Raw genomic sequence first — 12,776 nt, 5'->3', positions numbered from 1 at the left:
TTTGGTGATCAGGATGGCAAGAGCCGTGTAACGAGAGATTGTTACGCACGGTTCTGTGGGAGCCCGGGGGTGAGATTCCCCCGGGCGACCCGACCGCTACGTGTTGTACCGGCGGACCGCACATGCGGCAGATCTGTTGAAGGAAGCCCGAGGCTGATCCGGTCGTTCGGTACCCGCGCCCGCGCCCGCGCCCGCGCCCGCGCGTCGCGGTCGAAGGGAGTACGTCGATCTGAGGACCGGGCACCGGCGGAAGGCAGCGCTTGACCCACCTCCGACGTGACGAGAGGGACCGCTGTGCGTCGCGGTGCCGGAGTGTACCGATGTCGGAGATGGGCGGAGATGACAAGAGCCGGGGTGCAACTGGCGCGGTCTTCGATTGTGTCCTTGCAGGTAAGAGCGCCGGATGAGGTGTCGTCGACAGGAAGTGACGGTTCAACAGGCGGCGCGAGAGGCAACGACCTTGGGGGAGACGGGCGTATGGAACGCAAGGGACGCATCGGAATGGCGGGGGTCGTCGTGGCGCTGGCGGCGGGGGGCGTCATGGTCACGGCCACCGGGGCGGCAGCGGCCGCACCCGCACCCGCTGCCGCGTACAACAAGGCATGCGGCACCGGCTACAAAGTCGTCAACCAGATCGACATCGGGAGGGCCGGAACGTCCTACCTGACCTACAACTCCGCGACGGGAAAGAACTGCGCCGTGACCGTCCGCAGCCGCTCCGGTCCTGCCGTCCACATGTACACCTGGGTCCAGCGGGACGACACCAGAGAGTACGCCGATGACGACGGCTACTACCGGTCGTACGCGGGCCCGGTCTACCTCGCTGCCAGAGGGCACTGTGTGTCCTGGGGCGGTGTGATCGCCGGTGAGTCTGCCGAGAGGCACGGCACCAACTGCGGCCGGATCACCCGGTGACACGCACCCGCCGGACCGAGTGACCACGCGTCACCATGCCTCCGACTCCGAAGTGGGGCCGCCCGGTGGTTCGGGTCCGCCCGATTTGGCCCGTACCCGCAGCGCCAGCAGCGGGAAGACGAGGACGGAGAGCATGGCGGCGCCCACCAGAGCCGCCGCCTCGCCCTTCTGCACGGCCCCTTCGTCCAGACCGATCGTGGTGATGGCGACGACGAGCGGCAGACACGTCGAGGAGTACAGCATCAGGGCCCTGCGGTCGGAGGAGGTGAGGTCTCGCGGTGCGAGCGCGTAGGCCGGGATGCCCCGCACGACGAGGAACAGGAGGAGGAAGACCGGCAGCAGCAGGAGGGCCCGGCCGCCGTCGAGCAGCGAGGACAGATCGAAGTCGATGCCCGTGACGATGAAGAACAGCGGGACGAGGAACCCGAAGCCCATCGCCTCCACCTTGCCCAGGACTTCCTCGCTGCTGTCGGGAGCGGCCCCGTGGAACACGAGCCGGGACAGCAGCCCCGCGGCGAAGGCTCCGAGGAGCACGTCGAGGCCGAGCGCGGCGGACAGGGCGAGCATCGCGACGAGCAGCAGCATCACGAAACGGACGGCGAACTGGCCGCTGGTGTGCAACGTCGTGCGGATGATCCGCGCGAACCAGGGCGGGTGGGGGCGCAGCGCCCAGTAGATCGCCGCCGCCGTGATGACCGCGAAGGCGACGAGGACCAGGGTGGACACGCCCGGCTCACGGCCGCCGAGCAGTACCGCCATGGCGATGATGGGTCCGAACTCGCCGACCGCGCCGAAAGCCATCATCACGGTTCCGAAGCGGCCGCGCAGATCGCCGCTGTCGCGCAGGATCGGCAGGACGGTGCCGAGCGCGGTGCTGGTGAGCGCGGTGCCGATGACCACGCTCCGGGAGAGGTCCATACCGGTCAGCGCCAGTGCCAGGCCGAGGCCCAGGACGAGGGAGACTCCCCAGGCCCGGACGGAGCGGCGCAGGGTGTCGCCGCGGATGGCCGCGAACTCGATCTCGTAACCGGCGAGGAAGATGAGCATGGACAGGCCGAGCTGCGAGAGCGTGTCGATGACCTCGTCGTGGTGCGCCCAGCCCAGTACGTCGGGGCCGACGAGGATCCCGAGCACGATCTCGAAGATGACCAGCGGGATGCGCACCCAGCGGCCGGCGCCGTAGGCGAGCAGAGGCGCCAGCACGGCGACGGCCGCGATCAGAATGAGTGTTCCCGGATGCGTCATACCGCCGCCCGTACCGATACCGGTACCTGCGCTCGTGCCCCGGGCCGTGAACCGCCGCCGGACACGGCCGGTCAGTCCTTGGCAGAGGCGACCGCGGCCTTGGCGTCGACGACGCCGAGGCCCAGCTTGGCGAGCTTGTCCGGGTTCTTCGCCGTGCCCCGGACGGCCGTCATGATCTGGTCAGGGGTGCGGTCCTGCTGGTGGAGGAGGGCCGCGACGGCGGAGACGTAGGGGGCGGCCATGGAGGTGCCGTCCAGCTCGCCGTAACCGCTGTCGTTCTTCAGCGTCTCCTTCGTTCTGTACGTCGGAAGGGTGGACAGGATGCCGACGCCGGGCGCGGAGACCGCCTGCTGCGCACCGAAGTTGGAGAAGTCGGCGGGCTTGTCGTCCTGGTCGCTTGCGCCGACGACCAGGACGGGCGTGTCGAGCTTGTAGGGCTGGAGCGCGGTGCCTTCGTTGCCCGCCGCGGCCACCACGACCGCTCCCTTGCCGTGGGCATGCGTGATGGCGTCGTTGAGGGTGCCGCCCTTGAGGAGCCGGGCCATCAGGCCGCTCTCGCCGAGGGAGAGGTTGATGACGTCGGCGCCGTGGTCGGCGGCCCAGACGATGCCTTTGGTGATGTCGGCGTTGTCTCCACTGCCGCTCGCGCCCAGCACCCGCACCGGCATGACCTTGGCACCGGGGGCGCCGCCCGCGACGCCGGTCCCGTTGTCCGTGTGGGCGGCGGCGATGCCCGTGACATGTGTGCCGTGGCCGTTCATGTCCTTGGGCTCGTCGTCGCCGTCCACGAAGTCGCGGCCGGCGACCAGGCGGCCCTCGAGGTCGGGGTGGCCGAGATCGACGCCGGTGTCGACCACCGCGATGACCGTGTCGTCGCCCTCGGCCTCGTCCCACGCGTCGGGCAGCTTCAGCGCGTCGAGCGCCCACTGCTTGTCCCGCATCGGGTCGGATTCGCTGTCCTCGCCGCAAGCGGTGGCCAGCAGCAGGGTGGTGGCGGCAAGGGCGGCGGCGAGTCGTGCACGGGTGCGAGTACGCATGGTCCGAGCCTCGGGGCGACGGAGGCGTATCGCATGCGGGGGCGGACCGTGCGAGCGAACTGTGCGGCGAGCTCTCCCGAAATCGACGCAGGGACGCTCCCGCGGACATGCGGGCCACAGTGGGGGGCCTTACTTTTCCCCATATGGTAGATATTTCCGCTGTCGGGATTCGCTGAGCCGCCATGGGCGTACTCAAGGACCACCCCGAACTCGTCCTGTTCGCGAGCCTCGCGCTCGGCTACCTTCTCGGGAAACTGCGTGTGGGGCCGCTGACGCTCGGCGGCATCTGCGGAACGCTGATCGTCTCGCTGCTCCTCGGCGCCTGGACCAGGACCCAGGTCTCCGACGACGTGAAGACGGTCTTCTTCGCGCTGTTCATCTTCGCCCTCGGCTACATGGCCGGGCCGCAGTTCTTCCGCAACCTCAACAGGAAGAGCCTGCGCTTCTTCGTGCTGTGCGGCATCGAGCTGGTCAGCGTTCTCGGCCTCGCCTACGGCATCGCCAAGTGGTTCGACCTGGACGTCGGCACCGCCTCCGGCATCCTGGCCGGCGCCGCGACCGAGTCGGCCGTGGTCGGCACGGCCACCGAGTCGATCGGCAAACTGACCGGCCTGTCCGCCGAGCAGATCTCCGACTACCAGGGCAACGTCGCCACCGCGTACACGGTCTGCTACCTGTTCGGCCTGATCACGATCGTGCTCTACACGAGCCAGATCATGCCGATGCTGATGCGCGTCAACCTCCGGGACGCGGCCCGCGAGCTGTGGGAGCGCACCCGCAGCAGCGGCAGCCTGGAGGAGGACGAACGGCCCGCCCTGCCCGGCATGGTGGGCCGTACGTACCTGGTGACGGAGGCCGACGGGCGGACCGTCGCGGACCTTGAGTCGCAGTTCGGCGACAGGGTCACCCTCGAGTCCGTCAAGCGCGGCAGCAAAGTGCTCACGCCGTCCCCCGGTCTGAAGCTCCTCCTCTCCGACCTGGTGCTCGTGGTCGGACGGCGGGCGAACACGATCGAGGCCGGGCGGCTCATCGGGCCGGAGACGCCGGGCGTGCCCGGTCTGGACTCACCGCTCGCCACCAAACAGGTGTCGATCACCCGGAAGGCCGACGACGGCAAGACGATCGACCAGATCCAGCGCGAGAACCCCGAGTTCCTCAAGGACGGCGTCTACGTCACCGATCTCACGCGCGCCGACACGGACCTCCCCGCCAGCGGCGACACGGTCGTGCACCGCGGGGACGTCCTCACCCTGGTGGGCGCCCGCTCGGGCCTGAGCAAACTGGTGGCGAAGCTGGGATCGGTCGTCAAGAACGACACGACCGACTTCATCTACCTCGGGCTCGGCATCGCGGCCGGATCGCTGCTCGGGCAGGTCGTGGTGGAGTTCGGCGACGTTCCGCTGTCGCTCGGCACCGGTGGCGGCTGTCTGATCTCGGGGCTGCTGTTCGGCTGGTTCCGCTCGCGCAGCCAGACGTTCGGCGCTTTCCCGCCACAGGCCGCAGCCACCATCAAGGACATGGGCCTGGCGGTCTTCATCGCGTGCACGGGTCTGGTCTCGGGGCCGCAGGCGTGGCCGCTGCTCAAGGAGTACGGGGCCCTGCTGCCGTTCGCCGGCATCGCCATGGTGCTGGTCCCCGCGACGATCTCGCTGATCGTGGGCCGCAAGCTGCTGAAGATCGAGCCGCCGCTGCTGATCGGTGCCATCGCGGGACAGCAGTGCTCGACCCCGGCGATCACCGCCGTCACCCAGGTGGCGCAGTCGTCGGTGCCGATGCTCGGCTACACGATCACCTACGCCCTGTCGAACTTCCTTCTCCCGCTGACCGGCCCGGTGCTCGTGGGCGTCCTGGGCCACTGAGAGGGCGCTCATGATCGACTTCCTGAACCGGAACATCTTCCAGCCGCACCCGGAACTGCTGGTGTTCCTGACCGTGGCGCTCGGCTTCCTCGTCGGGAAGTTGCGCTACCGGGCCATCGCGCTGGGCGCGGTCACCGGCTGCCTGGTGGCCGGCCTGGTGCTCGGTGCGCAGTTCAAGGTCACCGTCGACGGGACCGTGAAGAACCTGTTCTTCACGATGTTCCTGTTCGCCCTCGGATACAAGGTCGGCCCGCAGTTCTTCCGCGGCCTGAAGAAGGACGGCCTGCCACAGGTGATCAACGCCGTCGTCGTCTGCGTCACCGGCCTGCTGGTGTGCTGGGGCTTCGCGGCCATGCTCGGTTACGGCCCCGGGCTCAGCGCCGGACTGCTGGGCGGGGCCCTCACCCAGTCCGCGGTGATCGGTGTCGCGCAGGACGCCATCGGCAATCTGCCGGGCCTGTCCGCCGGACAGGCCAGGGCCGAGGGGAACCTCGTCGCGATCGGCTACGCAGTGACGTATCCGCTCGGCACGATCCTGTGCGCGATGCTGCTCGCCAACGTCCTGCCGAAGCTGTACGGCAAGGACCTCGCCACCGAGTCGGTCGCTCTGGCCGCGGAGCTGGACGCGCCGGCGGACGACCCCGATCTGCACGAGGGCTACTACGAGGTCGTGCTGCGTGCCTACGTCATCCGGCGCCCGGACATCGTCGGCCGCACCATCGACGACTTCGAGCAGCAGCAACAGCAGCTCGGCCACCGGATCTACATCACGCGCGTACGCCGCGACGGGCAGATCCTCGACCACGACCAGCGCACCGTGCTGCGCGAGGGCGACGTCGTCGCGCTGAGCGCGCTGCGCGGCTCCCTGGTCGACTACGACGCCCGCACCCACATCGGCGGCGAGACCGACGACGTGGAGCTGCTCGGCTACCAAACGGAGACCCTGCACGTGGTGGCCTCGGAGAAGGCGCAGCTCGGACGTACCGTCGGGGAACTGCGCAAGGAACCGTTCATGGTCGGCGTCTACATCGACAAGCTGTACCGCTCCGGCGCGGAGTTCCCGTACCGGCTCTCCACCAAGATCGAGCGCGGCGACACCCTCATCCTGACCGGACCCAAGCGGCTGGTCGACCCGGCGGGCGCGGCGATCGGCAAGCCGGTGCCGACATCGTTCGCGACCGACATGATCTGGGTCGGGCTCGGCATCTTCCTCGGCGGCTGCATCGGCATCCCGGCGCTCACCGCGGGCGGAGTGCCGATCTCGCTGTCCACGTCCGGCGGCGCGCTCATCATGGGCCTGGTCTTCGGCTGGATCCGCGGCAAGTACCCGACGTTCGGCAACGTGCCGCCCGGCGCCCAGTGGTTCATGGACACCCTCGGCCTGTGTCTGTTCGTGGCCGTCGTCGGCATCAACGCGGGCCCGAGCTTCACCTCCGGCCTGTCGACGGCGGGCTGGGGCCTGCTGGTCTTCGGCGCGGTGGCCACCGTGATCCCGCTGATCGTCGGCTTCGTGTTCGGCCACTACGTCCAGAAGATCCGCTTCCCGATCCTGATGGGGGTCCTGGCGGGCGGCCAGACCACGACGGCCGCCATCGGCGCGATCAACGAGCAGTCCAGGTCCCAGGTCCCGACCCTCGGTTACACCATCCCGTACGCCGTCGGAAACGTGCTGCTGACCATCTGGGGCGCCGTGATCGTCCTCCTCCACCACTGAGTCGCTCCGCCGGTACGCCAGCCGCCCCAACGTAAGGAAGAACCATGCCCAAGGTCCCCTTCACCCGCGAAGAGATCAAGCAGTACGCCCAGCTCTCGCCCTTCGAGCTGAAGAACGTCTTCATCGACCTCGCCAAGGAGGCACAGGCCGACAAGCCGGGCCAGAAGGGCACGTCGAGCGTCCAGATGCTCAACGCGGGCCGCGGCAACCCCAACTGGGTCGCCACGGGACCCCGCGAGGCGTTCCACGCCCTCGGCCACTTCGCGCTCGCCGAGTCGCGGCGGGTGTGGACCGCCGACAACCTGGGCGGCATGCCGGAGCAGGAAGGCTCCTACGAACGCTTCGACACGTTCGTCCGCACCCACCCCGACCTGCCCGGCATCGAGCTGCTCGCCCAGTGCGTCCAACTCGGCATCCAGCGCTTCGGGTTCGACGGGGACACCTTCGTGCACGAGCTGACCGACAGCTCCATCGGCGACAACTACCCCGTGCCGGACCGGATCCTGAAGAGCGTCCAGGAGATCGTCCGCGGCTACATCGCGGACGAGATGTTCGCCAAGAAGCCGCCCGCCGGTGACATCTCGTACTTCGCGACCGAGGGCGGCACCGCCGCCATGTGCTACATCTTCGACTCGCTCATGAAGAACGGGATCCTGCACAAGGGCGACAGGATCGCGCTCATGACCCCGGTCTTCACGCCGTACATCGAGATCCCCGAACTCGACACCTACGAATTCGACGTGACGTACGTACAAGCCAGCATGTTCGCCGAGACCGGTGTGCGCGAGTGGCGCTATCCGGAGGAGGAGGTCGCGAAGCTGGCGGACCCGGAGATCAAACTGGTCTGCCTGGTCAACCCCTCCAACCCGCCGTCCCTGGCCCTGTCGCAGCGCGTCACCAACCAGATCAAGGACATCGTCGCGACGAAGAACCCGAACCTGATCATCGTCACGGACGACGTGTACGGCACGTTCGTCGAGGGCTTCCGCTCCATCGCCGCCGATCTGCCGCGCAACACCCTGCTCGTGTACTCGTACTCGAAGCACTACGGCTGCACCGGCTGGCGGCTCGGTGTCATCGGCCTGCACGACGACAACGTCATCGACGACATGCTCGCCGAGTTGCCGCCGGCGCAGAAGGAGCGCCTGAACAAGCGCTACGGGACGCTGACGCTGGAGCCGGAGAAGATCAGGTTCATCGACCGGCTGGTCGCCGACTCCCGCCAGGTGGCCCTGAACCACACGGCGGGCCTCTCGCTCCCCCAGCAGGTGATGCTCGCGCTGTTCTCGCTCTTCGACATGCTGGAGGAGGGGCAGGCGTACAAGTCGCGGATCCGTGGCATCGTGCGGCAGCGCCTCGAACTCCTCCTGGAGGGCTCGCGGATGAAGATCGCCGACGATCCGCAGCGGGCCGGGTACTACATCGAGCTGGACCTCGTCGCACAGGCACAACTGGAGCACGGCGAGGAGTTCGCGGCGTTTCTGCAGCAGACCTACGAGCCGATCGACCCGTTGTTCCGACTGGCCCGACAGACCGGCGTCGTACTACTGAACGGTGGCGGTTTCGAGGGCCCCGAGTGGTCGGTGCGCGTCTCGCTGGCCAACCTCGACGATCTGGACTACCTGAAGATCGGCCACCACCTGCGGTGGATCTTCGACGGCTACGCGGAGGAATGGCGGGCGTCGGGAGCGTAGGGAACCGGGGTCGGCGCTCTCGGGTCTGACCGGGAATAGGCCTGGCCGAGCCACGGCCGGGGATTTACCTTGCGCCCATGAATGAGCTGCGCAGGCGGAAGTACGAGCGGTGGTTCCGCGCCGCGGACATCGACGGTGACGGCGTGATCACGCGTCAGGACGTCGTCCTCATGAGCGAACGCTACGTCCGGGCCCGGGGCATTTCCCACGGCTCTCCTCAGGCACAGCACATGGAGGAGACCATGCACCGGTTCTGGGAGACGGTGATCGCTCCTGTCGACGCCGACAAGGACGACCGGGTGACCTCGGCGGAGCTGACACAGGCGTTCGGCGCCATGTTCACCGATCGCGCCCACTACCCCGAAGAGCTGGAGCCGGTGGCCGACCACTTCTTCGACCTGGCGGACGCCGACGGCGACGGCTCGATCAGCCGCACCGAGTTCACGCACATCTTCGGAAGCACGGGACGGGCCGGTGACGACGAGTGCGCGGCGGTGTTCGACGCGCTCGACCTTGACGCCTCCGGGGCCCTGTCGCGGGCCGAGTACCACAGGGCAGCGTCCGAGTTCTTCTACGGAGAGGATCCGGACGCACCGGCCAACCACCTCTTCGGCCGCCTGGACTGAGGGCAGCCGGGCGGTAGGGCTAGGCGGAGGGCGGGACGGGGAGCTCCACCGTGACGCGGAGTCCGCCGGCCGGGCGGGGCGTGAGGGTGAGTGTTCCGTCGTGCGCCCGGGTGATGGTGTCGACGATGGCCAGGCCCAGGCCGACGCCCGCGTGGTCGGTGTGCAGGCGCTGGGTGCCGCGCTGGAAGGGTTCGGTCAGGGTGGAGACCTGCTCAGGGGTGAGCTGCTCGCCGGTGTTCTCCACCGTGAGCACCACGGTGCCGGCGGGGTGGCGGACGCTGGTGTGAACCCGGACGCCGCCGTGTGCGGGCAGGTTGTGGACGATCGCGTTCTGCACGAGGTTGGTGGTCAGCTGGAGCAGGAGCGCCGGTGAGCCGATGGTGGGGGCGATGTCGCCGCCGGTTTCGAGGGTGACGCCACGGCTTTCCGCGAGGGGGAGAAGCGTCTCGGTGGCCTCTTCCGCCATGAGGGACAGGTCCACGTGTTCCCGGGCGAAGGACCGCCGTTGGGCGCGGCTGAGGAGGAGCAGTGCCTCGGTGAGGTCGATGGCCCGGGCGTTGACAGTGTGCAGGCGGTCGACGAGTTCGGCGGTGTCGTGGTCCGGGTCCGAGCGGGCCACGTCGAGGAGCGACTTCGAGATCGCCAGGGGCGTGCGCAGTTCGTGCGAGGCGTTGGCCGCGAAGCGCCGCTGTTCGGCGACGTGTGCTTCGAGCCGTTCGAGCATCGTGTCGAAGGCGTCGGCGAGTTCGCGGAACTCGTCCTCGCGGCCCGGCAGGTGGATGCGGTGGGAGAGCGACCCGTTCGCGGCCGTGCGGGTGGCGTGCGTGATGCGGTTCAAGGGGGCGAGCATGCGGCCGGCGAGGATCCATCCGCCGCCGAGCCCGAACACCAGGAAGAACATCATCGTGGCGGCCGCCACCGGAGCGAACTCGCGGGCGACGGGGATCTCGTACCCGGGGTCGAAGACTATCCCGATGTGTTTCACACGCGTCAGGAACCACCATCCGGCCAGGAGCATCAGGGTGCCGGCCAGCAAGAGGAATCCGGTGTAGCTGAGGGCGAGTTTGAGCCGGACGCTCAGCCCGCGCCGCCTATCCACGGCTCGCTCCCTCGCCTCCGGTGCCGGGCGGTGTGTCGATGCGGTAGCCGACGCCCGGCACGGTCGCGATGACCCACGGTTCGCCCAGCCGTTTGCGCAGGGCCGAGACGGTGATGCGTACGGCGTTGGTGAACGGGTCCGCGTTCTCGTCCCACGCGCGTTCCAGCAGCTCCTCGGCGCTGACGACACCGCCTTCCGCGGCGACGAGCACTTCCAGTACGGCGAATTGCTTCCTGGTCAGGGCGACGAAGCGGTCGTCCCTGTACACCTCCCTGCGGAACGGGTCGAGGCGCAGGCCGGCGATCTCGCGCACGGGAGGCCTGCTGTGGGCGCGTCTGCGGTCGAGGGCCCTGAGCCTGAGCGCGAGTTCACGGAGCTCGAAGGGTTTCGTGAGGTAGTCGTCGGCTCCGAGTTCGAACCCGGAGGCCTTGTCGTCGAGACGGTCGGCCGCGGTGAGCATGAGGATCGGCATGCCGCTGCCGGAGGCGACGATGCGCCGGGCGATCTCGTCGCCGGTCGGCCCGGGGACGTCCCGGTCGAGGACCGCGATGTCGTAGCCGTTGCAGCCGAGGAGTTCCAGAGCGGTGTCGCCGTCGCCCGCGATGTCGGCCGCGATCGCTTCCAGGCGGAGGCCGTCGCGGATGGCCTCCGCCATATAGGGCTCGTCTTCGACGATCAGGACACGCATGTGCTCAGAGTACGAGTCGACACATATCGTCGACGTATCGAAAACCGCATACGTGCCGGCAACAGCGCACTGCCTTCACTTGCGGCATGACTCGAATTCCAGCATCGGCACGGACAACGCGCCGCGGGGTTCGAGGGCTGATCGTCGTCGGGCTGATAGCCGGCGTCATCGCGGTGATCGCCGTGGCAGCCCTCGCCCGTCAGGCGCCGACTACGTCGTCCCGGTCGTCCCTCTCCCCGTCCTCTCCGCCTCATCCGCCCGCTGCGTCACGGACACCTTCGGCAGCGCCGGAAGGCGAGCGGCGTGAAGCGGCGGGGGAGGCGGACGGCGTCGTACCGGATGACGTGACGGTTTTTGACGACACGATTCCGGCGGTGGCCAAACTCGATCCGGAACTGCGCAAGGCGATCCGCGAGGCGGCCACGGCGGCCGCCACGGACAGCGGCGTCGAATTCCGCGTCAACAGCGGGTGGCGTTCCACGGAATACCAGAATCGGCTTCTCCGCGAAGCGGTCTCGAAATACGGGTCCGAAAGCGAGGCCGCCCGGTGGGTGGCCACCGCGGATACGTCCCCCCACGTGGCGGGGGACGCGGTCGACATCGGGGGCTCCGACGCGACGACGTGGCTGTCCGGGCACGGCGCCGAGTACGGCCTGTGCCAGATCTACCGCAACGAACCCTGGCACTACGAGCTGCGCACCGACGCGGCGGCCCGCGGCTGCCCGCGCATGTACGCCGACCCCACGCAGGACCCGAGGATGCGGCAGCAGTGAGCAACGAACGAGGACAGACGATGACGCGGGTGGACACGGCGGAGAGCGTGCGGGGCGGCCCCGCGCCGGACACGCGCGGGGCGCGGCGCCCACGCACCCACCGGTCGATACGTTCCCTGCGCCGCCCGGGACCGTGGAAGCGCGGCCTGGTGACCGCGGCGCTCGCGCTCGTGCTCGGCCTGCTCCTGCTGCTGCACGAGCGGATCACCGACCGGGGCGGCGTCGGCAGCCTGGCGGAGACGTTCCTGCCGTGGTTCGGCCTCGGCGTTCCCGTGCTGCTCGCCATCGCGCTGTGGCGCCGCTCGGCCACCGCGACCCTCGCGCTGATCCTGCCGGTCACGGCATGGCTGAGCCTCTTCGGCGGGCTGCTCGGCGACAGGTCCCGGCCGGGCGGTGACCTCACCGTGGTCAGCCACAACGTCGCGGCCGAGAACCGTGACCCGGCCGGAACCGCCCGCGCCCTGGCCGACTCCGGGGCGGACGTGCTCGCGCTGGAGGAGCTCAGCGAGGATGCCAGGGGAACGTACGAGAGAGAGCTGGCGAAGGCGTACCCGCACCACACCGTGCAGGGCACGGTCGGACTGTGGAGCAGGCTGCCGCTCTCCCACACTCGGCCGGTCGACACCGAGCAGGACGTCGGGCCGCTGGGGGATGCCAAGCCGGCCGCGGTCAAGCTGGTCGACAACAGGGCGCTGCGCACGACGGTGGCGACGGACAAGGGCCCCCTCGCCGTGTACGTGGCCCATCTCGGCTCCGTACGCGTGACCTCGGACGGAGGCTTCGGTACGGCCACGCGGAACAGGAACGCCCAGGCGCTCACCCACGCCCTGGCCGCCGAGCGGAACGAGCGGGTGATACTGCTCGGCGACCTGAACGGAACCGTGGACGACCGGGCCCTCGACGGCCTCACCGCACAGCTGCACTCGGCCCATGACGAGGCGGGAAGCGGGTTCGGTTTCAGCTGGCCGGCGTCCTTCCCCGTGGCGCGGATCGACCAGATCCTGGTCCGCGGGGTCGAGGCGAAGAGCGCGTGGCTCCTGCCGGAGACGGGCAGCGACCACCTGCCGGTGGCGGCTGCGGTCGGCTGGTGACGCGGTCTCGCGCCCGCACTCGACGGTGTGGCCGG

Annotated in this window: 11 protein-coding genes; 7 read left to right on the top strand and 4 right to left on the bottom strand. The window is 69.1% G+C overall.

Translation table 11 applies throughout. From position 1 onward, the window contains the following. The first annotated feature begins 477 nt into the window (after nt 1-477). Nucleotides 478-915, top strand: coding sequence for a spore-associated protein A (locus AC07DO_RS38545; protein WP_479066942.1), 438 nt, complete (start codon nt 478-480; stop codon nt 913-915). 30 nt (nt 916-945) lie between these two features. Here the strand turns inward: AC07DO_RS38545 and AC07DO_RS38540 are convergent, their stop codons facing one another. After that, a complete protein-coding gene (locus AC07DO_RS38540) occupies nt 946-2,160 on the bottom strand; it encodes a cation:proton antiporter (RefSeq protein WP_479066940.1) in 1,215 nt (404 codons plus the stop codon). 71 nt (nt 2,161-2,231) lie between these two features. Further along, entirely contained in the window at nt 2,232-3,197 is a 966-nt protein-coding gene (locus tag AC07DO_RS38535) for a S8 family peptidase (protein ID WP_479066938.1), read from the bottom strand. A 182-nt stretch (nt 3,198-3,379) separates the two neighbouring features. Between AC07DO_RS38535 and aspT (AC07DO_RS38530) the strand changes: the two genes are divergently transcribed. The 4 genes from aspT (AC07DO_RS38530) to AC07DO_RS38515 all read left to right on the top strand — a co-directional run bounded on the left by aspT (AC07DO_RS38530) (nt 3,380) and on the right by AC07DO_RS38515 (nt 9,090). Continuing rightward, nucleotides 3,380-5,056 carry an aspartate-alanine antiporter gene (gene aspT / locus AC07DO_RS38530; protein WP_479066936.1) on the top strand — a complete coding sequence of 559 codons (1,677 nt, stop codon included), beginning with the start codon at nt 3,380-3,382 and terminating at the stop codon, nt 5,054-5,056. 10 nt (nt 5,057-5,066) lie between these two features. After that, entirely contained in the window at nt 5,067-6,770 is a 1,704-nt protein-coding gene (gene aspT / locus AC07DO_RS38525; protein ID WP_479066934.1) for an aspartate-alanine antiporter, read from the top strand. 44 nt (nt 6,771-6,814) lie between these two features. Next, nucleotides 6,815-8,464 carry a bifunctional aspartate transaminase/aspartate 4-decarboxylase gene (locus AC07DO_RS38520; protein WP_479066933.1) on the top strand — a complete coding sequence of 550 codons (1,650 nt, stop codon included), beginning with the start codon at nt 6,815-6,817 and terminating at the stop codon, nt 8,462-8,464. Between the two features lie 77 nt (nt 8,465-8,541). Further along, nucleotides 8,542-9,090, top strand: a complete 549-nt coding sequence (locus AC07DO_RS38515; RefSeq protein WP_479066931.1) for an EF-hand domain-containing protein — start codon at nt 8,542-8,544, stop codon at nt 9,088-9,090. A 19-nt stretch (nt 9,091-9,109) separates the two neighbouring features. On the opposite strand, the gene AC07DO_RS38510 is transcribed toward AC07DO_RS38515, so the two are convergent. Continuing rightward, nucleotides 9,110-10,189 (bottom strand): sensor histidine kinase, encoded by a 1,080-nt coding sequence (locus AC07DO_RS38510; protein ID WP_479066929.1) that lies wholly within the window; start codon nt 10,187-10,189, stop codon nt 9,110-9,112. Further along, on the bottom strand, nt 10,182-10,877 hold the full coding sequence (locus AC07DO_RS38505; RefSeq protein WP_479066928.1) for a response regulator transcription factor: 696 nt from the start codon (nt 10,875-10,877) through the stop codon (nt 10,182-10,184). Before AC07DO_RS38505 ends, AC07DO_RS38510 begins: the two co-directional genes overlap by 8 nt. Nucleotides 10,878-11,044: 167 nt before the next feature. Here AC07DO_RS38505 and AC07DO_RS38500 point away from each other — a divergent pair, with 167 nt between their 5' ends. Continuing rightward, a complete protein-coding gene (locus AC07DO_RS38500) occupies nt 11,045-11,650 on the top strand; it encodes a M15 family metallopeptidase (RefSeq protein ID WP_479066965.1) in 606 nt (201 codons plus the stop codon). A 20-nt stretch (nt 11,651-11,670) separates the two neighbouring features. Then, nucleotides 11,671-12,741 (top strand): endonuclease/exonuclease/phosphatase family protein, encoded by a 1,071-nt coding sequence (locus AC07DO_RS38495; protein WP_479066963.1) that lies wholly within the window; start codon nt 11,671-11,673, stop codon nt 12,739-12,741. The last annotated feature ends 35 nt before the right edge of the window (nt 12,742-12,776 follow it).

The sequence above is a fragment of the Streptomyces sp. NPDC045678 genome, assembly GCF_056432085.1.
Note: the sequence above shows the minus strand (reverse complement) of the source record. Positions and strands in the feature narration are given on the sequence as shown.